General features: G+C 42.7%; 27 protein-coding genes and 1 tRNA gene. 25 read left to right on the top strand and 3 right to left on the bottom strand.

Annotated elements, in window-relative coordinates:
* Positions 1-148: 148 nt before the first annotated feature.
* Positions 149-1,069 carry a LysR family transcriptional regulator gene (locus BC792_RS10395; RefSeq protein WP_148908935.1) on the bottom strand — a complete coding sequence of 307 codons (921 nt, stop codon included), beginning with the start codon at positions 1,067-1,069 and terminating at the stop codon, positions 149-151.
* A gap of 91 nt (positions 1,070-1,160) precedes the next feature.
* On the opposite strand from BC792_RS10395, the gene BC792_RS10390 reads away from it, so the two are divergent.
* A complete protein-coding gene (locus BC792_RS10390; RefSeq protein WP_148908934.1) occupies positions 1,161-1,754 on the top strand; it encodes an NAD(P)H-dependent oxidoreductase in 594 nt (197 codons plus the stop codon).
* Between the two features lie 10 nt (positions 1,755-1,764).
* A complete protein-coding gene (locus tag BC792_RS10385) occupies positions 1,765-2,052 on the top strand; it encodes a putative quinol monooxygenase (RefSeq protein WP_148908933.1) in 288 nt (95 codons plus the stop codon).
* Between the two features lie 80 nt (positions 2,053-2,132).
* On the opposite strand, the gene BC792_RS10380 is transcribed toward BC792_RS10385, so the two are convergent.
* Positions 2,133-2,762 carry an HAD family hydrolase gene (locus BC792_RS10380; RefSeq protein ID WP_148908932.1) on the bottom strand — a complete coding sequence of 210 codons (630 nt, stop codon included), beginning with the start codon at positions 2,760-2,762 and terminating at the stop codon, positions 2,133-2,135.
* A 263-nt stretch (positions 2,763-3,025) separates the two neighbouring features.
* Between BC792_RS10380 and BC792_RS10375 the strand changes: the two genes are divergently transcribed.
* From BC792_RS10375 to BC792_RS10320, 12 genes are all read left to right on the top strand, one after another.
* A tRNA-Ile gene (locus BC792_RS10375) sits at positions 3,026-3,099 on the top strand.
* Positions 3,100-3,282: 183 nt separating this feature from the next.
* Entirely contained in the window at positions 3,283-4,584 is a 1,302-nt protein-coding gene (locus tag BC792_RS10370; RefSeq protein WP_170250009.1) for a site-specific integrase, read from the top strand.
* A 356-nt stretch (positions 4,585-4,940) separates the two neighbouring features.
* A complete protein-coding gene (locus BC792_RS18760) occupies positions 4,941-5,324 on the top strand; it encodes a DUF6660 family protein (RefSeq protein ID WP_317131713.1) in 384 nt (127 codons plus the stop codon).
* A 132-nt stretch (positions 5,325-5,456) separates the two neighbouring features.
* On the top strand, positions 5,457-9,818 hold the full coding sequence (locus tag BC792_RS10360) for a CusA/CzcA family heavy metal efflux RND transporter (RefSeq protein ID WP_148908930.1): 4,362 nt from the start codon (positions 5,457-5,459) through the stop codon (positions 9,816-9,818).
* A gap of 8 nt (positions 9,819-9,826) precedes the next feature.
* A complete protein-coding gene (locus tag BC792_RS10355) occupies positions 9,827-11,104 on the top strand; it encodes an efflux RND transporter periplasmic adaptor subunit (RefSeq protein ID WP_148908929.1) in 1,278 nt (425 codons plus the stop codon).
* Positions 11,105-11,119: 15 nt separating this feature from the next.
* Entirely contained in the window at positions 11,120-11,542 is a 423-nt protein-coding gene (locus BC792_RS10350) for a Fur family transcriptional regulator (protein ID WP_148908928.1), read from the top strand.
* Between the two features lie 101 nt (positions 11,543-11,643).
* Positions 11,644-12,384 (top strand): methyltransferase family protein, encoded by a 741-nt coding sequence (locus BC792_RS10345; RefSeq protein ID WP_148908927.1) that lies wholly within the window; start codon positions 11,644-11,646, stop codon positions 12,382-12,384.
* Positions 12,385-12,406: 22 nt separating this feature from the next.
* Positions 12,407-13,006, top strand: coding sequence for a methyltransferase family protein (locus tag BC792_RS10340; RefSeq protein WP_211357520.1), 600 nt, complete (start codon positions 12,407-12,409; stop codon positions 13,004-13,006).
* Positions 13,006-15,048 carry a heavy metal translocating P-type ATPase gene (locus tag BC792_RS10335; RefSeq protein ID WP_148908926.1) on the top strand — a complete coding sequence of 681 codons (2,043 nt, stop codon included), beginning with the start codon at positions 13,006-13,008 and terminating at the stop codon, positions 15,046-15,048. Before BC792_RS10340 ends, BC792_RS10335 begins: the two co-directional genes overlap by 1 nt.
* A 42-nt stretch (positions 15,049-15,090) precedes the next feature.
* Positions 15,091-15,315, top strand: a complete 225-nt coding sequence (locus tag BC792_RS18505) for a hypothetical protein (RefSeq protein ID WP_148908925.1) — start codon at positions 15,091-15,093, stop codon at positions 15,313-15,315.
* 33 nt (positions 15,316-15,348) lie between these two features.
* Positions 15,349-16,257 carry a hypothetical protein gene (locus BC792_RS18345; protein ID WP_170250008.1) on the top strand — a complete coding sequence of 303 codons (909 nt, stop codon included), beginning with the start codon at positions 15,349-15,351 and terminating at the stop codon, positions 16,255-16,257.
* A 134-nt stretch (positions 16,258-16,391) separates the two neighbouring features.
* Positions 16,392-17,567, top strand: a complete 1,176-nt coding sequence (locus BC792_RS10320; RefSeq protein WP_148908924.1) for a hypothetical protein — start codon at positions 16,392-16,394, stop codon at positions 17,565-17,567.
* On the opposite strand, the gene BC792_RS10315 is transcribed toward BC792_RS10320, so the two are convergent.
* Positions 17,562-17,780, bottom strand: a complete 219-nt coding sequence (locus BC792_RS10315; RefSeq protein ID WP_148908923.1) for a hypothetical protein — start codon at positions 17,778-17,780, stop codon at positions 17,562-17,564. The two genes, BC792_RS10320 and BC792_RS10315, sit on opposite strands and share 6 nt — an antisense overlap.
* A 110-nt stretch (positions 17,781-17,890) precedes the next feature.
* On the opposite strand from BC792_RS10315, the gene BC792_RS18705 reads away from it, so the two are divergent.
* From BC792_RS18705 to BC792_RS10255, 11 genes are all read left to right on the top strand, one after another.
* Positions 17,891-18,145 carry a helix-turn-helix domain-containing protein gene (locus BC792_RS18705; protein ID WP_148908922.1) on the top strand — a complete coding sequence of 85 codons (255 nt, stop codon included), beginning with the start codon at positions 17,891-17,893 and terminating at the stop codon, positions 18,143-18,145.
* 160 nt (positions 18,146-18,305) lie between these two features.
* Positions 18,306-18,581 (top strand): hypothetical protein, encoded by a 276-nt coding sequence (locus BC792_RS10305; RefSeq protein WP_037533307.1) that lies wholly within the window; start codon positions 18,306-18,308, stop codon positions 18,579-18,581.
* Between the two features lie 48 nt (positions 18,582-18,629).
* Positions 18,630-19,154 (top strand): hypothetical protein, encoded by a 525-nt coding sequence (locus tag BC792_RS18595; RefSeq protein WP_246154978.1) that lies wholly within the window; start codon positions 18,630-18,632, stop codon positions 19,152-19,154.
* Between the two features lie 30 nt (positions 19,155-19,184).
* A complete protein-coding gene (locus BC792_RS10295; RefSeq protein ID WP_148908921.1) occupies positions 19,185-20,018 on the top strand; it encodes a hypothetical protein in 834 nt (277 codons plus the stop codon).
* Complete coding sequence (locus BC792_RS10290; protein WP_148908920.1) at positions 19,939-20,988, top strand: toprim domain-containing protein; 1,050 nt, start codon at positions 19,939-19,941, stop codon at positions 20,986-20,988. Before BC792_RS10295 ends, BC792_RS10290 begins: the two co-directional genes overlap by 80 nt.
* Positions 20,989-21,623: 635 nt before the next feature.
* Positions 21,624-22,034, top strand: coding sequence for a ribbon-helix-helix domain-containing protein (locus BC792_RS10280; RefSeq protein WP_148908919.1), 411 nt, complete (start codon positions 21,624-21,626; stop codon positions 22,032-22,034).
* Positions 22,031-23,257 (top strand): relaxase/mobilization nuclease domain-containing protein, encoded by a 1,227-nt coding sequence (locus BC792_RS10275; protein WP_148908918.1) that lies wholly within the window; start codon positions 22,031-22,033, stop codon positions 23,255-23,257. The genes BC792_RS10280 and BC792_RS10275 overlap by 4 nt, the downstream gene beginning before the upstream one ends.
* 59 nt (positions 23,258-23,316) lie before the next feature.
* Positions 23,317-23,952, top strand: coding sequence for a ParA family protein (locus BC792_RS10270; RefSeq protein ID WP_148908917.1), 636 nt, complete (start codon positions 23,317-23,319; stop codon positions 23,950-23,952).
* On the top strand, positions 23,949-24,296 hold the full coding sequence (locus BC792_RS10265) for a hypothetical protein (protein WP_148908916.1): 348 nt from the start codon (positions 23,949-23,951) through the stop codon (positions 24,294-24,296). Before BC792_RS10270 ends, BC792_RS10265 begins: the two co-directional genes overlap by 4 nt.
* On the top strand, positions 24,293-24,613 hold the full coding sequence (locus BC792_RS10260; RefSeq protein ID WP_148908915.1) for a hypothetical protein: 321 nt from the start codon (positions 24,293-24,295) through the stop codon (positions 24,611-24,613). The genes BC792_RS10265 and BC792_RS10260 overlap by 4 nt, the downstream gene beginning before the upstream one ends.
* Before the next feature lie 7 nt (positions 24,614-24,620).
* On the top strand, positions 24,621-24,926 hold the full coding sequence (locus tag BC792_RS10255) for a DUF4134 domain-containing protein (RefSeq protein ID WP_148908914.1): 306 nt from the start codon (positions 24,621-24,623) through the stop codon (positions 24,924-24,926).
* The last annotated feature ends 8 nt before the right edge of the window (positions 24,927-24,934 follow it).

Here is a 24,934-nt window from a genome sequence, read left to right as displayed (position 1 = left end):
TTTGTTGTTTTCTTGTTTTTATTTGCTTTTTTATTGATTTTTTGCTATGTATGAGCAAATAGTTCTGTATTTGTCTCGCGTTTTCTGTAAAAAAAATATAAAAATCGAATATATTGCATTGTTGGTTCGTTTTAACGGCCCGAAGGGGCTATTTCTTGTGTCCCTCGGCTGATTCCCAGCGTTGCTTGAGAAAATTCTGTAACGTCTCGATTTCATCCCGATATATGGTCTTCTTTCGGGTTCCAAAAAAAAGTGTATTCTCCAAGGGCGACACACCTTCCCACACAAGCTGGACAGCACCCGACGCAATGGCTTGCCGACATAAAAAATCAGGGACGACAGAGAAGCCTTGGCCATTGCTGAGGCAGCGAATAATTGAACTTATATTGGGCACAATATAGTTAGGGCTGAATCCAGGGTATTCGCCGAAATGCCTCAGCCAGAAGTTTCGGAGATGCTCCATGTCGGCGGCCGTACTATACCATAGCTGTTGGCGGAGCTGAGTGACGGCTTCCTTAGTGTCCCCTTTTTTTAACAGTTCGGAGATAGCCATGGTGTCTGTGGCACCACCGGCTATCAGCACAATCCGTTCTTTCGAGAAGGGTTCGTATTGAAGGTTATGCTGGCTTCCTTTTTGGGGCGTTACGATCAGGTCGAGAAAGCCGTTTTCTAGATCATGCTGCATTTGCGGATATTCGCCGAATTTGAGTATTAAATTAAAAGGTAGACCCGTTATGTGCTCTTCAAGTGTATATTGGAACGTCTCGAAGCACATGCCGACACTGACAGTTACGCGCTCCGTCTGTGAGCGTTGATGGAAGTGTTGCTCGGCCGCCTCCATTTTCTGCAACGGTTCGAGAATAACGTTATAGAGCATTTTTCCTTTTTCGGTAGGCACCATCTTTCTTGCCGACCGGTCAAATAGTTTACTCCCTGTAAATGCCTCCAGCGAGTTTAGATGAAGACTGACACCCGGTTGCGATATAAATAGCTCCTGTGCAGCGGCCGAGAGCGTTCCGTTGTCGTAGATGGCTTTGAATGTACGCAGCCATTCGAGATTCCATTTCATTCTATTATATTTATAATACAATAATACAATTTAAATTATTTTTATTATATAAAATTAGGTGAGAACTTTGCATCTCAAATCAGGTTTAGAGATGAATATATTTATTATTAATGCCGGACAGACGTTTGCCCACTCGGGCGGCAGATTTAACGAGACCATTACGCGTTGGACTATTGGTTTTGCAGAAGAAAAAGGAATTTCATATCGTGTTACCCGAATAGACGATGGGTTTGACGCGCGGGCTGAGGTAGAAAACTTCACATGGGCGGATATCGTTGTCTACCACACACCGATATGGTGGTTTCAAGTGCCCAACGGCATGAAGAGATATATTGACGAGGTCTTCACTGCAGGTCACCAAAACGGTATGTACAAAAGTGACGGAAGAAGCCGGAGTAATCCCGCAGTAAACTATGGCACGGGCGGACTTATGCAAGGAAAGCGCTATATGGTGACCACGACGTGGAATGCACCGGATACCGCATTTACGCTTCCGGGAGAATTCTTTGAACGACATTCGGTCGACGACGGCGTTTTATTCGGTTTTCATAAGATGAATCAATTTGTGGGAATGGAACGGATTACTGGTTTTCATTTTCACGATGTGGAAAAAAACGGCACGGAGGCGCGTATAACAGCATACCAAGACGCGTATAGGAAGCATTTAGAAAAAGTAATCGCCTAAAATAAGAGAGATGTATATATATTTGACGGCAGTCGTTAAGGCCAAACCGGCATTTCGGAAAGAGGTACTGGCAGTATTAGAAAACATGGTACGGGAAACCAGGAAGGAACGCGGATGTATTCAATATGATCTGCACCAGGGAATAGACAACAAGGATGTGTTTGTTTTCTATGAAATTTGGGAAAATGAAAAGGAATTGGAGAAACATAATAGCCAGCCCTATATTCAGGCATTTATAGGGCTGGCCGGCGAGAAACTGGAAGACGACATTGTTGTCTACCGCACAGAAAAAATCTAGCTGACAGCTCGCGACGGCGGTATCTGCCAGCGGTGAAAGCAGATTGCGGATACGGCCGTCGAGGATCTGTGGTTCATGGCCTATAGATTAAATTTTTTGACAAGCACCTCCAGCGGTTCCTCCGACGTGCATAGCGCAGTTCGAAAGCCCAGTCGTTGCGCCCCCTCTAAATGTTGAGGACTGTCGTCAATAAATAAGGTCTCATCGGGCACGATCCCGGTCTGATCGACGACTTCCTGAAAGATCGCGGCGTCAGGTTTTCTTAATCCCACGAGGTGGGAGTAGAATGTCTTTTCGAAGAATATGGAATTGTCGTTAATACCATACTTTTCCCTTATATGGTTCATGCAATACTGATAATGTATCTCGTTATTGTTGCTCAACAAAAAACAGCGATATTTTTTATGGAGATATGCCAGCACTTCGTGTTTTCCTTCCGGAACACCAATTAACAACGTGTTCCAGGCGGCGTCTATCTCCTCATCGGTGAGGTCCGGTCTACCCGTCCGCATGCGGATACCTTCGCGGAACTGTGCAGCTGTAATTTCCCCGCGATCGAACAGGTCGAACAACGGGTCCTGAGACCTATGTCCGAAAAAGCTATCTACATTTTTGATACCCAACGATATAAAAGAATCCCGCACCCGCAGGAAGTCGATCATGAAAATAACATTGCCGTAATCGAGAATAATATTTTTAATTTTTTGCATGGAAAATTTTGTTTTCTCAGCGCAAATATCGATAATTGCATCGTCAAAACGGAATAACATTGCGCTTTTGACAAGGTTAATAGAAGCTGCGCCTATAGCTCAGTCGGTTAGAGTAGAAGACTCATAATCTAACAGCTTAAGGTGCTGAAAGTCAGGACAGCATAGTAAAATAAGTGTTCTGATTAGCATTAAAAAAACAGAGTTTGTAAAAACTCAAAAACTTACAATAAATCCCCTGTTTAACGACAGGAAAAATAACGTAAGCGCCTATAGCTCAGTTGGTTAGAGTAGGAGACTCATAATCTCTTGGTCACAGGTTCGAGCCCTGTTGGGCGCACTAAAAGCCGTTTCAGAAGAAATTTTGAAGCGGTTTTTTTTCATTTCTTTGAGCCGATTTCATCGGCGAGACGGTCACGGGCAAATCGCCCCTACGGCTGGTTTTACATAGTTTTTTGTTGAACTTCACGCAAAACCGTAACAAATAGGTAACGGAAATTTTTGCGTGCTAATTGAAAAAATTATGGCAACCGTAAGCGCAAAGGTTTATGAACACCACAAGAAAGCAGATGGAACTTACAACGTAAAAATTTGTGTCCATCACAAAAGTGAAAGAAAGTTTATTGACACCAATCACTTTGTTGTCAAGAAGCAGCTGACCAAGGATTTTAAGATCAAAGATCCTTTTATTGCAGACAAGGTCGAACAGCAGCTAAGGGATTATCGAAAGATGATTAGCGACCTCGACGACCGACTTGATTATTTTACAGCCACATCACTGCGGGACTACCTGCGTGATAAGGACGAGGACATCGACTTTATTAAGTTTTGTACTCAACACATCGAACGCCTAAAGAAAGAAGGACGCGGTGGATCGGCCAAAAATCAATCGGTAATCCGTAACAGCCTTGTCGATTATTTTAAACGGCCATCCGTTTCCATTAAAGAGATTAACTCCAATATGCTAATGGCCTATGAGCGTTATTTACGGACAGAACGAACAATGACACGCTACAATCAAGACAACAAGCCAGTTGTCACAACCGAAAAAGGATTGTCTGATAGCGGGCTGCACAACCACATGAGGGATTTAAGAACATTATTTAATGCCGCACGAGAAGTCTATAATAATGAAGACCTCGGCATTTACCGCATCAAACACTATCCATTCAAGAAATACAAGGTTGGTTCCCCACCCCTCACCAAGAAAAGGAACAATACACTTGAACAAGTATTGACTATCCGGGATTGTGTAACCATCCCCGGAAGCCGTGCGGAATTGGCAAAGGAACTTTATATGCTTTCGTTCTACCTTTGTGGCATAAATGCCGTAGACCTGTACCAAATAACAGAGCGTGACGTTAGAAACGGACGTTTAGACTATAACCGTTCCAAGACACAGGGCAAACGTAAGGATAATGCCTTTATCAGCATTAAGATTGTCGATGAAGCCAAGCCTTTATTGGAAAAATATTTAGGGAAATTGCGTGAACGCTATTCAAGTGCCAATGCCCTTAATTGGGCATTATGCAAAGGGATGGAACAGTTACGCAAATTGACAGGAATACCCGAACTAACTTTGTATTGGGCAAGGCACACTTTTGCGAATACGGCTCGTAACGATTGCCGAATGAGCAAGGACGATGTGGCTCTTGCGCTCAACCATGTTGACGAGGGCAACCGCACAACGGATATTTACATTGCCAAAGATTGGAAGATTGTGGATGATGTACAACGAAAAGTCATTTCACAACTTCGTAAAGTCGAAGTCAAAGTGATGAAGAAAACACAAAAGGAAAACGAAACAGAAAAAATCGCTGCCTAATATAAGAGAATGAATTACATGGGAATAATTTTCCTCATGTAATTCATTTTAAGTATTTAAACACGTAAATTTGAATAACGATGAAAAATGTAATTTGGTTCTTTATTACCTGCATCATTGCAACGGTAGGGTTCTTTGCAGCCTTATCTATGAAAACTCCGTGGATAGGGTTTGCCGTAGCTTTTGGGGTATGGTTTATATTTATGTGGACTACAACGAAACCAAGAAGACGTAGGCGTTAATAAGAAAGGCAAGATTTTCTATACCCTCTAAATTTTTGGTTTTTCGTTCAGAATCTAAATGCCAAAAAAGCCACCACAGACAGAATGCACGTTAAATTTCTTTGACGAAAAACAATGCAATGGAATTGCACTACTTTTTTACTAACTTTGCAAAGTAGTATGAAAGTCTTTTCTTCCATAATGGCGCTCTATATGATGGTATTATTCATAATACCTTGTGCCGATATGTATGAAAAAGAGGTGTTTCATCAACACGAACATTCTACGGAAATAGCGCATGAAGATAGCCACGATCACCCCGAAACAACCGATATGTGTAGTCCGTTCTGTTTTTGCGGTTGTTGCGGAATAGTTTCTGGCGTAGTTCTTCAATGGAGTACCTTTAATATTGGCAAGATAATATCTTTTGATTTACCTAAGCCTAAAGTATATTATAAATACGTCTTTATTCCCCGCTACTTCGGGGAAATCTGGCAACCGCCTAAGATTAATGCATAATTTTTAATGTTTTAGTGATTACGGCTTGGTGCAAACTGCATTAAGTTGGAAGTTTTGGCTATAAGTCGTTTTGACCTAAACGGTAATCATTATGATTTTATCATTATTAATTCATCATTAATCATAACAAAAGTGTTAGATAATATTATAAAATTCTCCGTAAAGAATAAGTTCATTATAGGACTGATGACCTTGTTACTTATCATCTGGGGGGTATGGAGTGCCACCAAAATCCCGATTGATGCCCAGCCTGATATTACCAATAATCAGGTTCAGATTATTACGCTCTGTCCGACATTGGCAGGACAGGAAGTAGAGCAATTGGTTACTTTTCCCGTAGAGCAAAGTATCGTTAATCTTCCGAAAGTAGAGGAAATAAGAAGTATTTCGAGGTTTGGGCTTTCCGTTGTAACCGTTGTATTTCAAGACGATGTTGATATTTATTTTGCCCGGCAATTGGTCAATGAGAAACTGAAAGAGGCAGAGGAACAGATACCGGAGGGCGTCGGAACCCCAGAGCTATCCCCTGTCAGTACAGGTCTTGGCGAAGTGTACCAATATATTCTCCACCCCAAAAAAGGAAGCGAGGATAAGTACTCCGCAATGGATTTGCGAACAATGCAGGACTGGATTGTTGCCCGCCAGCTTTATGGTACGCCCGGAGTTGCGGAAGTCAATAGTTTTGGCGGTCTGCTCAAACAATATGAGGTATCCGTTGACCCTAACCGTATCAAGGCAATGGATGTGAGCATTTCCGATATTTTTACCGCACTTGAAACCAATAACCAGAATACCGGAGGAGCTTATATAGACAAAAAACCCAATGCGTACTTCATTCGGGGAATTGGGTTGGTAACAACGCTTGAGGATGTGGGGAACATTGTCGTAAAAAATACAGGTAGTATTCCGGTATATATTAAAGATGTCGCCGAAGTGAAATTCGGAAACGCTACACGATACGGTGCAATGACATATAACGGTGAAGTTGATGCCGTTGGGGGAATTGTGATGATGCTCAAAGGCGATAACAGTGCTGCCGTTGTAAACCGCATCAAAGAGAAACTTCCTGTTATCCAACAATCTTTACCCGAAGATGTTGTGATTGAGGCTTATCTGGACAGAACGGATTTGGTTGGACGGGCTATCAGCACCGTACAGAAAAATCTGATCGAGGGAGCATTGATCGTAATTTTTGTACTTATTCTTTTTCTCGGAAATATCAGGGCGGGTTTAATCGTAGCATCAGCGATACCGTTATCGATGTTGTTTGCATTGGCTATGATGCGGTTGTTCGGAGTAAGTGCCAATCTGATGAGCTTGGGAGCTATTGATTTTGGACTGATCGTAGATGGTTCCCTGATTGTGGTTGAGGCGACGATGCACCATTTGGGCTTACGGAAATCGACACAGAAACTTACCCAAAATGAAATGGACGACGAGGTCTTTGAATCGGCAAGAAAAATCCGTACAAGCGCGGCATTCGGCGAAATCATTATCCTCATTGTCTATATCCCTATCCTCACTTTGGTAGGTATAGAGGGAAAAATGTTTACTCCAATGGCACAGACGGTGGGTTTTGCCATTTTAGGAGCATTGATTTTGTCGTTTACCTACATTCCGATGATGAGTGCATTGTGTTTGTCTAAAAAACCGATTACCAAAAAGAATTTTTCAGACAAAATGATGGACTATCTTCAAGGTATCTATAAGCCCCTATTGGAAAAAGCCATACGCATAAAATATATAGTTATTGCTATTGCCGTTGGGCTTTTTACCATAAGTATATTTCTTTTTTCACGGATGGGCGGCGAGTTTCTGCCAAAATTAGGAGAGGGCGATTTTGCTTTTCACTGTATCTTGCCACAGGGAACATCGCTTAGCCAAAGTCTGGAAACATCCATGCAAGCATCAAGGATTATTAAAGAATTTGACGAAGTAAAAATGGTCGTAGGTAAGACCGGTGCCGCCGAAGTACCGACAGATCCCATGCCACCCGAAGCAACCGACCTGATGATTATCCTGAAACCGCGGGACGAATGGAAAACAGATAAATCGTATGATGAGCTTTCCAACGAGATGATGGAGAAGCTGGAAGTTATTCCGGGCGTATTCTTTGAAGCCAATCAGCCCATACAGATGCGGTTCAATGAGCTGATGACAGGTATCAGGCAAGATGTTGCCGTGAAAATATTCGGTGAGAACCTCGACAGCCTGTTGATTTATGCCAATAAGGCTAACAGTATCATCCAAACGGTGGAGGGTGCAACCGCTCCGCAGGTAGAACGGGTAGCAGGTCTTCCGCAAATCAATATCGAATACGACCGTACACGAATAGCTAACTATGGCTTGAATGTACAAGATATAAATGATATTGTCAGTACAGCATTTGCAGGTAAATCAGCAGGTGTGGTTTATGAAAACGAACGCAGGTTTGATTTGGTGGTACGTCTTGATGAAGCACACCGCAGTTCCATTGAGGACGTGAATAACCTGTTTATTCCACTTCCAAACGGAGAACAGGTCCCGCTTTCGCAGGTTGCCACCATTGACTATAAATTAGGCCCTGCACAGATCAGCCGTGAAGACGGAAAGCGCAGGATATATGTCGGATTTAATGTGCAGGGACGGGATGTGGCAAGTGTTGTAGAAGAAATTCAGGATAAATTGGCTGAACAGATTAAGTTACCGACAGGATACTATTTTACTTATGGAGGCCAGTTTGAAAATCTTCAAAAAGCAACCGACAGATTGCTGATTGCAGTACCTATTGCATTACTGTTGATTTTTATCTTACTGTATTTCACATTCCATTCATTTAAGGAGGCCATTTTGGTTTATACGGCTATCCCGATGAGTGCCATTGGCGGTGTGTTTGCCCTTTTGTTGAGGGATATGCCGTTCAGTATATCGGCAGGTGTCGGGTTTATCGCACTGTTCGGTGTCGCCGTTCTAAACGGAATTGTACTGATTGCCACATTCAACAGATTGGAAAAAGAGGGTTGGAACGAGATTATTCCAAGAATTATCGAGGGAGCAAAAACGAGGCTAAGACCTGTATTGATGACGGCATCGGTGGCAAGTTTAGGGTTCTTACCAATGGCGTTGAGTACGAGTGCAGGTGCGGAAGTACAGAAACCGTTGGCAACCGTAGTCATCGGAGGATTGATTTCGGCTACTGCATTGACGTTGTTTGTATTGCCCCTGCTATACCTTGTATTTATGAGAAATAATAGACCCCCTAAAAACAATAAAATGAAAGCTATAACTCCGGTAGTATTGGTATTGTTGTTCTTGGGTTTTTCTCCAATCAGTAATGCGCAAAGCTCAATAAATGTAGACAAAGCTATTGATATAGCTATGGAGAATAATCCTCAACTCCGTTCCAAAAATCTTGATATTCAATCTGTCCAAAGCCTAAGCAAGACAGCGTTTGAATTGCCCAAGACCGATGTAAACTTTCAATATGGAAATAATGAGGGATTTGAATACAATGACGGCATCCAGATTTCGCAGACTATACCCTTTCCGACACTTTTTGGATCAAAGAAAGACCTTGTCAAAGAGCAGGTAAAAGGTCAGCAGTGGGCAAAGGCACTAACTGAAAACGAACTGAAACAACAGGTCAGGTCGTATTATTATCAGTTAGCATATCTTGAAAATAATGCCGCTGTTCTGAAACGTCTGGACAGTATTTATACAGACTTTATACGTGTCGCAGAATTGCGGTACAAAACTGGAGATATAGGCAGGTTGGATGTCAGTACGGCTGTTACCAAACAAGGGGAAATTAATTTGTTGTTCCAGCAAAACGAGACTCTTAGACAGAATGCGTATCAGAACCTTAAAAACCTCATGCAGATCAATGAAGAATTTGTCATTGAATCCAGATCAGATTATGAGCCGTTGCTCTTAACTTCTGTAATGGACAGTTCAGCTATTGAAAACCATCCAAGTATCCAGCTATTGTATCAGGAGGCAAAAATTGCCGAACAGAACAAAAAAGTAGAACGTGCAAATGGGCTGCCTGATTTTATGATCGGATATAACAACGTATCGTTGATAGGGATGCACAGTAAAAACGGTGTAGAACAATTTTACGGCAGAGGACAGCGGTTCAGTTTTTTTGATGTGGGTGTATCCATCCCGCTGACCTTTGGTGCAACAAAAGCAAGAATCCGCTCCCTTGATTATCAGAAACAATCGTTGGAACAAAATGCCCAATGGCAGGAGAAGCAGCTAAAAACGGAATTGACAAATGCCTTGAAACAATACGAACAATATGTGGCACAGTTTACCTATTTCAAGGAGCAGGCACTTCCGAACGCTGATGAAATTATTCAAGCAGCAAAGCTGGGGTACAGTACCGGAGAGATTTCCTATGTTGAATATCTTTTTGCTTTACAGACGACATCCGATATTCAGCTTAACTATTTAAAGAGCATACAGCAAATCAATGAATCTGTAACGCTTATCCATTCATTAATCAGTAAATAATACAATATATGAAACGTACCATAAATAAGATAGCTTTTGGTATTATTGCCTTTGTCACACTCCTTGCCTTTAACGCCTGTACGAACAGCCATAAAGAGGGCGACGGACATAATCACGGTACAGAGGCAGAAGCAGAACCAGCGACGGACGAACACGAAGAAGAAAATTCGGCCGTGCTTACCGATGAGCAGATGAAAGCTGTCGGCATTGAAATCGGCATGGTTGAACAGAAACAGTTATCGGCGACTTTGAAAGCAAATGGGGCATTAAGAGTTCCCAATAGCAATAAAGCGAACGCAACTTCAATGTTTGGTGGAATCATTAAATCCCTCAATGTAGAGATTGGAGATTACGTGAAGAAAGGTCAGGTCATTGCCACTATTTCTAACCCACAATTCATACAGTTGCAGGAGGAGTATTTAAGCATCAATAGCCGGATAGAATTTGCCGAACAGGAGCTTGCGAGACAAAGAGAGCTGAACGATGGAAATGTCGGAGCAAGAAAAAATCTGCAAAATGCAACTACCGAACTGAATACCCTGCGGACACGAAAGGCATCATTGAACCAGCAAATCCAAATGATGGGTATCAACCCGACATCCTTATCAAATGCGAGCCTTAAATCGTCATTGGTCGTTACAAGTCCTATAAGCGGAACAATCAGCGATGTTTTTGCCAAAATCGGAAGTTATGTCGATGTGTCATCGCCTATTGCCGAAATAATCGAGAATAGTGCCTTGCACCTGGATTTGCAGGTGTTTGAAAAAGACATTCCTTTAATCAAAATAGGTCAGAAAATAGATTTTGTCGTAACCAACAATCCTAATAAAACCTATTCTGCCGAAGTGTACAACATTGGTTCTTCTTTTATCGGAGGCAGTAAGACAATAGCAGTACACAGTAAGATTATCGGAGATAAAACAGGGCTTATTGATGGCATGAATATAACCGGAGTGGTAAGTTTAGATAATGTATTAAGTCCGGCTGTACCCAACGACGCGATTGTCAATGCCGATGGCAAATATTATATCTTTTTAGTCAAAGAGCAGGAAGAAGAACCTCACGACCATAAAGAGGGAGAAAGTCACGACCATAGCCACGATCACGGTTCGGAGCAAGGCACTCGTTTTGAAAGAATGGAAATAACTATAGGCGCTTCTCAATTAGGTTATACCGCTATAACGCCTGTTAGTGAAATTCCACATGGTACACATATCGTAGTAAAGGGAGCGTTTTTTGTGAATGCAAAAATGAACGATACCGGAGAACACGGTCACGCCCATTAAAAAAATTGTGTAGTAATGAAGAAGAATATTGAACAAAAGCTGTTGAAAAAAAATACCAGTCCAACCAGTATGCGGATTTTGGTGTACGACTTTTTGGAGCAACAGCAAGTAGCGATGTCCTTGTCCGAAATCGAAAGTCATTTTTACAAAGCCGACAGGGTTACGATTTACAGGACTTTGAAAACTTTTGAGGAAAAAGGCATTGTACACAGCATTCAGGAGCATACGACTACCAAGTATATTTTGTGCCACGATGGGTGCGATGAGAAAACCCATAAGGATTGGCACTTACACTTCTATTGCAAGATATGTAAACAGACGACTTGCAAAGAAGATTTTATAATGCCGCAGAATGGAAGCCAAGAATACCGGATTGACGAGATAAAAGTATTCGGAAAAGGTATTTGTGAGGATTGCCTAAAGGGGAGTTTGCAATAGTATTGCAAGCTCCCCTTGCTTAATTTTAGGTTTAATGAGGCATTATAAAAGTAGACATGAATATTGAAAACATGGAATAAAAATGCAACAGTTATTAATTTATGGCACTAAAAGAAGAATTTGAAACACAAGGCAACTGGCTTTTTAAGTACAGAAGTTTTCTGCCTATAAGTATATTAGTGATTGGGTTGTTTGTGTTTATACAAACCAACTCCCATTCGACACCGTCTAACATTTGCAATCCTTACTTTGCCACCTTTTGCCTGTTTGTAAGTTTAATAGGTTTAGCTATCAGAATATACACGATAGGTTATGCGCCTAAAAATACATCGGGCAGAAACACAACAGAGGGGCAAGTAGCAGACACACTAAACACAACAGGTATTTATAGCGTTGTAAGACATCCGTTATACTTCGGAAATTTTTTCATGTGGCTGGGAATAGCATTGCTAACAGAAAACATTTGGTTTGTCGTATCCTTTATCTTATTCTATTGGATTTATTATGAAAGAATAATGTTTGCCGAAGAACAATTTTTAGAAAGAAAATTCGGGAATGCGTATAAAGAATGGGCAGAAAAGGTTCCTGCCTTTGTACCAAAATTGGGTCTGTTCAATAAACCAACGCTTTCATTTAGTTTAAGGAAAGTTCTGAAAAAAGAGAAAAACGGCTTATTTGCCGTGTTTCTCATCTTCACTGCCTTTAACCTTATTGGGGAATGGTTAAAAAACCATACGCACTTTAATTATTTGTTTTTAATCGGTTGCATCGTCACTATGCTAATCTATGTGATATTAAAAATCATAAAAATGAATACTGCATACTTAAATAATGACCGATGAAAAAGAACGAACATATAAAATTATGAGTTGGTTAAAACTTTATCTACCTATTTACTTGGTGCTATATATGTTGGTAACCTTTGTGCTGCCAACTTATCGTACCTATAAAAAAACAGGTGTCAATCCGATAACTTTCGGTAAATCCGATAATGCGCACGACTACATTGGATTTGTAATGAAACTTTTGATCGCACTGCTCTTTATTGCCGTGCTGATGTTTTCGTTAAGTGAGAAGGTGTACAATTATCTCGTTCCCATCGGTTATCTGCAAACATATTTTTTACAGATAGCAGGTATTACCATCATCCACATCGCTTTGGTCTGGATTTGTACCGCTCAATTACAAATGGGCAATAGCTGGCGAATCGGTATTGATGAAGAAAACAAAACGGGATTAGTAACAAAGGGTATATTTTCAATAAGCCGCAACCCGATTTTTTTAGGAATGATTGTAAGTGTATTGGGATTGTTTTTTATCATTCCCAATGCACTTACTTTTTTTATTGCACTAACCACATATTTCATTATTCAAGTTCAGATACGGTTAGAAGAAACGTTTCTAACAAGAGAACATGGCAAACAATATCAGGAATATAAACAGAAAACTAAAAGATTATTGTAATGGAACACAAACACAGATACGATGCACAGGGCAAACAGCTTTGTTGCACACCACAGGAAGAAAAAATTTACACGGATGCGGACGCTAAAAAACTATTGGAACAAAAGCATCCCAAAACAGCCCACAGCAACGACCACGATAATGAAGACGGACACGACCATTCGCATTCGGATGGTAACGACAATATTTTCAAAATGTTTCTGCCTGCCATTATCTCCCTTGTGCTATTGCTCGCAGGTATTGCAATGGATAATTGGTTTCCGCAAGCATGGTTTACGGATTGGGTAAGGATTGTTTGGTATGTCGCTGCCTATATTCCAGTCGGATTGCCTGTACTCAAAGAGGCCGTAGAAAGCATAGGTAAAGGCGAAATCTTTTCGGAGTTTTTTCTTATGGGAATTGCCACTATCGGAGCATTTACTATTGGCGAGTACCCGGAGGGTGTTGCAGTCATGTTGTTCTACGCCGTTGGAGAAGTGTTCCAGACATTAGCTGTTTCCAGAGCCAAAGCAAATATCAAATCATTGCTTGACCAAAGACCCGATGAAGTAACCGTTTTACGAAACAATGAACCACAGACCGTCAAAGCAGAGACAGTAGAAATTGGCGAAATCATACAACTGAAACCGGGAGAAAAATTAGGTCTGGACGGAGAACTGTTATCCGCAACATCGTCATTCAATACGGCAGCTCTAACAGGTGAAAGCAAACCTGATACAAAGAACAAAGGCGAAACGGTTCTGGCTGGAATGATAAACCTAAACACCGTATCGCAGGTAAAGGTTACAACCGCATACACCGACAGTAAATTGAGCAAGATTTTGGAATTGGTACAAAACGCCACATCACAGAAAGCACCAACGGAGTTGTTTATCCGTAAGTTTGCCAAAATCTACACACCTATTGTAGTGGTTTTAGCCGTAGCCATTTGTTTAGTGCCCTATTTTTTCGTGAACGATTATCAGTTTACTGATTGGTTGTACAGGGCTTTGGTATTTCTGGTTATTTCCTGTCCATGTGCTTTGGTTATTTCTATTCCGTTAGGTTATTTCGGAGGAATTGGAGCAGCTTCAAGAAATGGAATATTGTTTAAAGGGAGTAACTTTTTAGATGCCCTTTCCAATATTCAAAACGTAGTTATGGATAAGACGGGAACGATGACAGAGGGCGTTTTTAAGGTTCAGGAAGTTGTTTTTGATTCTGCATTTAATGAAACCGAAATCCTGCAAATGGTCAACGTATTGGAAAGCCATAGTACCCACCCCGTAGCAACGGCTATTCACGAATACGTTGGAAAGCCAAGTAATGAAGTTGAATTGCAAAATACAGAGGAAATTGCAGGACACGGATTGAAATCAACCATCGATGGTAAGGATTTATTGGTTGGCAATTTCAAACTGATGGATAAGTTCGGAATACAATATGATTTAGACCCGAACACTATCGTTTATACCACAATTGCGGTTGCTTATGATAATAAATTTGTAGGTTATATCACTATTGCCGACACCATCAAAGAAGACGCACAGGACACTATAAATCAACTGCATAAACTCAATGTCAAAGCCACAATGCTTAGCGGAGATAAAAGTACCGTCGTAAAATATGTAGCAGAGCAGTTAGGTATAGACAATGCTTTTGGCGATTTGCTGCCGGAAGATAAAGTAAACAGGGTAAAAGAAATCAAAGCCAAAAATGAAACGGTTGCTTTTGTTGGGGATGGTGTAAACGATGCTCCTGTTGTGGCATTAAGTGACGTAGGTATTGCAATGGGCGGTTTAGGAAGCGATGCCACGATTGAAACGGCAGACGTAGTGATACAAGATGATAGACCAAGCAAAATACCTATGGCCATCAACATTGGCAAACAGACAAAGAAAATCGTTTGGCAAAATATCTCATTGGCATTTGTTGTAAAAGGAATTGTATTGGTTTTGGGTGCAGGAGGTCTGGCTACCATGTGGGAAGCCGTTTTTGCCGATGTAGGTGTGGCATTATTGGCAATATTAAATGCTGTAAGGATACAACGGATGAAATTTTAGAAATAGGTAATCGTGTCCTTTTAAAAACAGGTAGAATAGGCTATGGGTAAAAAAGGTAAAAGTTATACAAAAGTGCCCCCCTACAAAAGATATGGAGCCGCTAAACTTTCAGATGCTAATCCTTCGAAGAAAAAGAAACCGTCATTCTTTTTAATAGCTTTTGGGGTGTTTTTAATATTATGGCTCCTTACGATGATAGCCATAGTAATTAAACATTATTATTTTGATGAAGATACTCATCATCACCATCACCACCATCACAGATAGAACTATAAATCCTATGTCGAGCAAAAAAGAATTATGCCAAACAAAAATCAAATAAGATCAACAGTTCAATTTCCAGAACGGACAGTAATACCGAAAGAGCAATCAGAGAATGCATTGTTTGATATTTTAACGGATGATATTACAGATAATGCTTCATATTGTCAGGAATTGATGAATAAGATTATTTTTTTGCCGTATGCAAAATTACCCGATTTCTTTTCCCATCATTGTGATTTTCTGTCAAATCCCTTAAAATGGCTTAATAAGTTTGAAAAGCTAATTGCTGAAAACGAAGAATTGTTTGTTAGCTCTACAAACCGCGGCAGGATGATGAAGTGTTACACCATTATCGAGAGCAAGCGAAAGGAAATAGAACAGACCGGCTATAAACATATTGCAGCAAAACTGCCGATGCAATACGTCAATGCAGAATGTGAAACAAGGTATTTCTCATTTAAGGAAACTAAAAAGAGAGTGGACAATTTGCAGAGCTACACACAAAAAATCATGTTCCTTACCAAAGAGAAATTTGACTATGAGCAGGCAAGTATTGATTTCATCAATCCCAAATTGCCCGATTATTCTGTTCAATGCCAAAAAGAGATAGATCAGATACAACATCTTAATCGATTGACCAATGAGTTTTCAACCGAGGAGATGAACAAGAATAAAAATGGTATGTCATTCAACAAGCTACAGATTAACTGTAATATTAATCAATTAGTGGATATTTTCTATCAACTAAACAGGGAATTGTTTACCAATGGTAAACCTTTAATTGACGGCAATATAAATGACTTAGTTGCCGTTATTGTAAATTCTTTTGTGGACAAAAACGGTAAAGAACTAAGCCCAGAAACCGTCAAGACAATACTCACCCCATCCAAAACCGATAAACGCCCTAAGCCACATAAAAAAATAGACATTAACAAAATGTTATAGATAAATATTGTCCTAAAAGACCATTTTAGGACTTTTTGACTTTTTAAGAATACTGATTTTTGTTGCTCGGATGTGCAAAATTAATTTGATTTCAAATCTGTTCAATATTGTGGTCACATTAAGAAGTATTAGTTATGAGGGGAAATTTTATAAATTGGCTTTATGTGTTGGAGGAAAATTTACATCCAAATGTGCTAAATAAAGCTGCGAAACATCATTCAGGTCTCACCCACTATTTTGATGACCTAACTAAAAGCACACAACAATTCAAACCGTATTTTTTAAACATAATCAGTCGTTCCAAACCGGAAGCAAAAGCCGTCCTATTGCAGTTGACAATTGTTAGTAATACAATTCATAACTATATGGTTGCTATGGCAGGATCGCGAAAAGAATATCCTTTTTCCAGACAAGTAAATCAGCTTTATCTTCAAACGTTGGTCCTACTGGACATGTTGTTAGAGTTTTGCGGTAGGCTCGACAAGCATACTTTATCCGAACTACCCGTAACCGCATATTCGATTCCGAGTATCCGTATGCAATTAAAGCGAAGATTAAATATCGTGCGTAATATAATTGCCGAATCAGACATTGAACCCATATTGGGAGAGTTGGTGTTAAGAGGGTTAAAACGACTAATCGAACGGCAAGGAATGAGCCGATCTGATGCAAAATATGCATCAATCATTTTGGAAGAATTGAAAAAGCTACAGCCGTTTACCACGATTGAGGTGGAAAATCTGTTGTATCAGTACGATTTCAATACCCCGGCTTTTTTTAATTATTGTGCAAAGTGCTGCACCCGCGTAATAATAGATACGCCAAGTTTACATGAACAATTAGAAGTACTAATCGGATTGGAGGACAGAATCAGCAGTCTACCAGCACGATGTACATCAAGATGGATGGCAAAAGATAAATCCATTAGAGAACAGATAATGACACTTCTTACGGAGAAGAAACAATATATCCAACAGCGAATTGAACTACGACGATTGGAAATCCAAGACACTAAACTTAACGATGAAACAGAACGTGCGCAAGTAAACTTGCCCGTAGCCCAATTTGGACTTCTCATAAGGTTGTTCATGGAGAAAGGGTTATTACCTAAAGAAGAAGTAGGCAAGACCTTTGCCTATTATGCCCGGCATTTCAGCACTCCAAAAACACCGTTTATTTCTGCCGAAAGCTTACAAAAGAAATCAACCGACGTGGAATTTTCCACTGCAAAGAAAATGAAAGGGCATTTGATCGGTATGGTCAATTGGCTGAATGAACATTACAACGTTTCCAATCACAGAGATTCATAACTGCCTGCGTTCAAATTCTTCAAGAAGCCCCAGCCTTTCCAGTATCTCTAATAAAGCAGAATACCAGATATAGTTGAACCCTTTTTTCTTTCGTAAATCCGGTAATTTAATATCCATAATGTCTCCGAGCGTTTCCAAGCCCATACCTTTAGCTTGCTTAATGAAATCGGCATCTATGTTCAATGCCGTAAGGGATAAATCAGAGGATGTCATCTGTTGATTTGAATTACAAGGTGAAAATTAATCATAAATATTCTTATCACCACAAATTTAACATACCAAATTCTAAATATGAAATATACTTCATAACATAGCAGGTAATTATGTCGCAATTTCGTTATGTGAAGTACATACGGAATGACGATATAATTAAAGCTCTCGGCCAACGGGTAAGAGACCTAAGATCGGAAAGAAAGCTAACAATGGAAAAGTTGGCCGAGCTTTCCGGCATTGACTACCGACAACTTTCCTACATCGAATTAGGCCAGACCGACCCCGGCTTAAGTACGCTATATGCCATAGCCAAAGGGCTCGATATTTCCCTCGCCTTTTTAATGGACGCGGAATCTCTCCGCTAAAATCCACTCTCCTTATTTTTCCTAAAAAACCCATTTAATTTTATTTAATCCTACATTTTAGTGTAAGGGTGAAACGTTTCTTTCACCCCCTTTCACTGTTTTTGCCCTATGCCATTTTCGTGCTTTGTAACCGGATGGGAAAATAACCCCATCGGGAAGAATGAAGTACACGGAACTGGCAACGCTGCTAAAAAATGCAGCCGAACAAGGAACAGCAAACGCAATCAAAGAAGAACAACCTGTTCCAGATCAGTTGACCAAAGCCGACGCTTACCGCCTGTATGGTCGTAGCAATGTAGATAGATGGCTCCGTGAGGGGCTGATCTCCAAACAACAACCTACCGACACTTCCCAAATCTTTTTTGACAGATCGGAACTCGAAGCCGTCGCGGCTTCGAGCAATCGGATCACCTACCTGCCCGTAGCGGACAGGTAAGCGCATCCGCTGCGATAGCGGAGCAAGAACGGTCTTTGATATCGAGGAGTGAAGCATTATCCCGTGAGGAGCGGGAAATTTTGCGAAAGTGAGGTAAGCCGAAAACTTGGCGATACCAATATACTGAAAGCGCATTGGCAGGCGATAGCCCGGTCTGTATGGACTGACGTGGGTAGCTCCGACAACTTAACCATAATCGGCAAGAGCGGATCATTTCGGGTTCGTTGCCCGTTGCCGGTTCCATTATGGGAAATCCCTTTTCCCCTTATCAGTAAACCATTAAACCCCAAAGAAGCCATGAACATACTATTGACACCGCTGCAATTGCAGACATTGCTTTCTTATGCCGCCGAAATGGGCGCAAAACTGGCCCTGTCCAAAACTGGCCATATCAGGCCGTACCTCAAAAAATCAGAAGCATTCAAGCGGTACGGACGAAAAAACGTAGACCATTGGATCGGTCTGGGACTGATTACCCCGCGAAAGGACGGCGACCACTCTGCAGCGTGGAGGATCGACCGCATGGAGATCGAAGCCGTGAGCAAATCCCGCGAAGCCATGCGCTACCTATAAACCCATCCATCACATCAAAATAAAATCCTTATGACATCTTACAAAAACAACACATCGCACGACGAGCGATTGACCATCGTTGCCCTGCTCAAAGCATTGGGACATGAACCTGTACTAATAGATGGCGATGAATTTGGGTACGCCAGCGTGTTCGGAAAGCGAACCAATAACAAAATAGTCCTGACGGTCAACCAACAATTTAAAAGCTGGTTTGACAGCTCACTTGGCAAAGGCGGCAACCTCATGGACTTTGCCCGTACCTATTGGCCACTTCTTTCCATCGGACGGATTGAAGAAAAACTTGGTGAGATACAACGCCAATCAGCGAAAAAAGATAGACGCCTGCGCAAGCGCAAAGCGACCAAGATACCCCATTATCAGATAGACCGCGCCCGCCCATTGGGACACAACAATGAGGTAACCGAATTTCTGATGGAAAGCGGGCTCTGGGAACTCGCCGATCTGAACATCCGGGAAGTCTATTATTATGTCATTGACCAAAAAGGCAACCGCAAGGATTTTTGTGCCGCAGGTTGGATGAACGAAAACGGAGGTTGGGAAGTGCGCGCCCAAAATTATACAGGCTGTATCGGTACAAAGGGAATGACCTTTATTTCGGTAAGCGGGTCCGTGCTTGCCATATTTCCCGAATATGTGGACTATCTTAAAAGACGGAACGATGATCACCTGCACTACGCATCGGTACTGATACTGAACCTTCCTGATTTTTTGTCCGCAGCGCTGAAACGTGCCAGCCATTTTGAAAAGGTACTGCTCTATATCGATGAAACGAGAGACGGATACCAATTGGCGACGGAAGCATTCACCCAAAAACTACCAAACACAGAAGTTATACCACTTTAGTTTCCAACCCTTGCTTTTGTCAAAATATGTAAACGTGGACGACCTGCGGGAAATCCCAATTTCGGACTTTCTCGCCCGGCTCGGCCACCATCCTGTACGGAAAACGGGCAAGGAACTGTTTTACCACAGCATGCTACGGGAAACCAAGCAAGATACACCATCCCTTACGGTATGGGATGAGGGCGGAAAATGGATCGACCGGGGTGGCCCGAACTCGACAGGCATCCAGGGCGGTAGTATCGTCCAGCTCGGCCTTGCCTATTGGCCCCAGCTTTCCTTTGTCGAAGTACTCAATAAAATAAAGGATACCTGCGATATGCAGGCATCCATGATACCAGCTTATAAACCCGTGAAATCCCCCACAGAACAAGAGCAGAAAGGATACACCTTTGAACTCGTGCGAACACAGCCAGTCGGCAGAAACTTTGTCCTGACCAAATACCTCGAAGAACGTGGGATATTGGACGTTGCACATGGACACCTGCACGAAATCTATTACAGAAACCGTCTTGACAACGAAAATAAAAGCATTTTCTACGCCATTGGCTGGAAGAACGATCAGGATAATTGGGAGTTTACCAATGCCAAAGGTTTCAAGAGCAGTATCGGCAAGAAAGGTATATCCGTGATCCCCTGCAATCCAGACCATGCCGTTCTCTTTGAGGGTTATATGGACTATCTAAGTTGGTTTAAAGTGAACCGCCCAGATCCTGCACCGACCGCTATCGTCCTAAATTCCATTGTCCAGTTAAAGAATGCCATCGAGCGAGTGAAAGGCATACCCACCGTGGACGTGTATTTCGACAATGACGATTCCGGTCGCAAGTGTACACAAAGGCTGATCGAAGCCGTGCCACAGGCCAAAGATCGTTCGGGTGTTTATGGGGCTTACAAGGATTACAACGATATGCTAAGAGCTGCCCTAAATGAGCAGGAATTACAGCACCAACGGGCGGGGCCCAAGCGTTGATTTTTGGAGGGGTCGAAATCAGTTATTCAGCTATATAGATAACTGGATATTGGTATTTCCCGATATTTCGATAGACAGCAATGCAGATAGCAATACATATAGATATAAATATATCCCGATATAGGTACATCCAGATAGGTAGCGATATGGATATATGAATATCCACATATCCATATATATAGATATTCAGATAACTGCACATGCCGATATACAGCTATCCATATATACAGCTATCCCGATAGCTGTATATATGGATATATGACCGATTTAAACGTGGTTTATTAATCGGCCATGCCCAAACCTATATGCGAAAAACATCCCCAAAATCCACTTTTTTGCCCCTTGCGGTATAACCCCTGTTTTTTGTTTTGTATTGTGCAAGTTGTGTTTTTGTACGTACGGCTCTCGTACCTCTGCCGTACCCACAAAAACCAACTTGCCCCGGAACAGCCCGGCTCCGATGGAGCGGGTCTGTACCAGGGTAGGAAAAAGGTCGCAACTCCCTTTTTCTCCTGCATAGCGCACCATGCTCGCCGTCATCGGCGAACCATCTATACATCCTTACACCATTAGCATATTATCGTCCTTGCAATATTCAGGACAATACATGCTGTTACCCTGAACCACCAAGCACCATGAAAAACAGAAAAGGAAACCGAAAACCCACAGCCCATGAACAGCGTACCCGACGCTTTGAGCTCCGGTTGAGCGAAGCTGAACGGGCGCAGTTTCTTGAACTTGAAAAAGCACTCGGCCTAAGCCGTGCGGACATCGTGCGTATCCGTGTGCTCCAACATTCCAAAAAGATGCTGGTCAATACAACGGAAGTCATGAAACTATTGGACAGTATCGGTACAGAAATCGGCCGATCCGGCAACAACATCAACCAATTGGCAAGACATGCCAATATCCTGCAACAACAGGGAATGCTGCACGATGTCCTTATCCGTGACCTTATCCCATTGCTTACCGAATATATCAGGTTGCAACGGGAACTGGAACAGTCCATCCGGCAGCTTATCAGACTTATAAGGGGGCAGACATGATCGTTAAGATACTTGACCCGTCAACCACGTTCAAAGGGGTGCGTTACAATACGAACAAAGTGGACAAGGACAAGGGCGAACTGATGAAAGTATCGGGTTTCGGTGCCTTGCAGGCCCTGCAAAATCTCCGCCCAGAAGATTACGTCAATTATCTGGAAGCCCAATCCGCAGCCAGTAAACGGACGAAATACCCACAGCTCCACGCCGTCATTTCCTGCAAAGGACGTTCCCATAGCAAGCAACAACTTACAGCCATCGCCGAACAATGGCTGAAAGGAATGGGCTACGGTGAACAACCTTACCTCTTGGTATTCCACAAGGACACGGCAAACAACCATATCCATATCGTTTCCACACGGGTAGACCGAGACGGCAAAAAGATAAACGACAGCTTTGAGAAAATCCGTGCCTACGAAGTACTGAACCGTATAGTCGGCGTGGATGAAAAGCAAGAGGTCGATAAGAATATCGAAAAAGCATTGAGCTATGGTTTCTCCACACGGGCGCAATTCATGATGGTACTTGAAGCGCAGGGCTATTCGCTTAAACTGTCCGATGGAATTTATCAGATCAGCCGTTACGGCAAAAGACAAGGTACGGTGCCTTTGGTAAAGGTGGACGCCAAGATCGGCACATTCAGTAAAGACATCAGTCGGCTGGCACAGCTCCGCGCTGTCTTTGCCAAGTACCGAGGCCAGCACGATCCGGCTATCGTTCATGTTACGGCCCCGCTTCCCGGTAATAGATCTTCCGCTCCATCGGGCTACACTTCGGCAATGGCGCGGATGCTATCAGACAAATTCGGGGTACAGATCATATTCCACGGTGAGGACGGAAAACCGCCATACGGTTATACCGTCATCGACCATTCGAGGAAAATGGTCTACAAGGGCAAAGACCTCATGCCGTTGGCAGAATTTATCGCACCGTCGGAAGACAGGAACGAAATGTCGCCTAAAGCGGATATAAAGAAACCGACTGTAAAGGGTTGGGTACCTCGCCCCGAAGAAACAGTCACCGGAAACGGTCATGTGCAACCAGCCAAAGACGACTTCGCAGAACCGAACGAAAAAGATCGGAGATCAACATCCGAAGAAACCGCTACCTATACCGATCATGTACAGGGAACATCGGAGCAATGGATACCAAATATCCAGATCGACATTTCCGACGACATCGACGACGAGGCGATCCACGGACGCAACCGGAGACGTAAGCGCTAAGCCCGTACAAATACCCGTTGACATCACTTTATCAACAACACCTTTAAAACCCACGCACTATGCTCATACTTATAGGAAACCAAAAAGGCGGGGCCGGAAAAAGTACGCTCACCCTGCTGCTCGCCAACTACCTGACCCAGCAACAGGAACGGCGGGTTACGATACTTGACATGGATTACCAGCAATCACTTTCCGCCAAAGCCGAGAAAGCAAAAATCTTGGAAAATGAACCGCTGTACGAAATCGTACCCGCCGACCTCAGCCATTTTCCGGCAATGCAACGTAAGTTGGGGAAGTCACGGAACGAAATCGTACTGATAGACCTGCCGGGCAAGATGGACGACGATGGGTTGATCCCCATATTTGCCGCCGCCGATGCGGTGATCTGTCCGTTTGCCTTTGACGAATTTTCGGTGGACTCCACATTGCTGTTTGCAATGGTCATCGGCAGGATCAACAAGCGGGCACCCCTGATTTTCGTGCCGAACCGTATCAAGAACACCGTCAAATACGAAACCCGGACGGAAGTCGAAAATGTCCTGCGCGGTTTTGGCACGGTCGCACCCGGCCTGCCGGATCGTATCGACTTCCAGCGGGTAAATACATTCCAGACACCGATCATATTATATCCCGTTATCCTGCCGCTCTTAGACCAGATCTATGAACAGTACATTGCTAAGGAGGAACTATTATGAGCGGAATAAAAAGCCTTGCCGACGAGCTTCGGGATTCCATGCGGAAAGGGAAACCGCCACAGGCAAATGAAATTCCCTCGGCACAACCACCAAAGGATACGCCAAAGAAAAAAGCAGAAACGCTGGAACGCCTGTTTGAAAATATTCTAAACCATGAGCTGGCCGGAAGGGAAAGATTATTGATCCGTCTGGACGACAAGACCCTTTTTCTGCTCAAACAACTGAAAGTTGCCAAAGGTATCGACATGACCAAGATCATATCTTACAGCCTGCACCAATTTCTAAAAACCCATCCCGAACTCACCCGATACATCAAAGAACACATTAAAACCCTTGATCTATGAACTGGACACAATTCCTGCTCGGCGTTATCGCCATCTATGGCATTTACTATGCCCTAAACGTACTGTATGACCTGCTTATCCACCGCCGTGCTCCACGGGCGGCCGATGGAGGAAACGAATTGACATTTGATGAAGATTCCCCGCCCGAAAGGGTTATTCCCGAACCATCCAAAAGAGAAAACGAACCTATGGTAACCGAGGGGAAACCCGTTATCTCGTCCGGCCCACTGCAATCCACAGGAGGCATAAATCTAAAGCAGCTCGTATCGCTCGTACAGAACGACGTTATCGAGTACACCAAAGCCATCCCTTATTAAATCCATTATGCGACCAATCCGCTTTGTGGCAGTATTCCTTACTGCCATTTTTTTTGCCCTGTACGCAACCGCCCAACCCGGCCTTGCGGAATTTAAGGAAGTGCGCAGGGAAGTAAATACGTGGTACTACAACTTCTCTGACCTTGCCTTTGTCATCGGTGCCGTGTGCGGACTGCTCGGCGGTTTGCGGGTGTATAGCAACTGGCAGTCCGGCAAGCACCACATCGATGCGCAGGTCATGGGGTGGTTCTTTTCCTGCCTGTTCCTGTCGCTCGTCGGCGCCGCACTAAAGGCCCTTTTCGGGGTAAACTGACAAACGAA

This window comes from Sphingobacterium allocomposti, assembly GCF_008124885.1.
Taxonomy (GTDB): domain Bacteria; phylum Bacteroidota; class Bacteroidia; order Sphingobacteriales; family Sphingobacteriaceae; genus Sphingobacterium; species Sphingobacterium allocomposti.
This window is presented reverse-complemented; position numbering and strand designations above follow the sequence as displayed.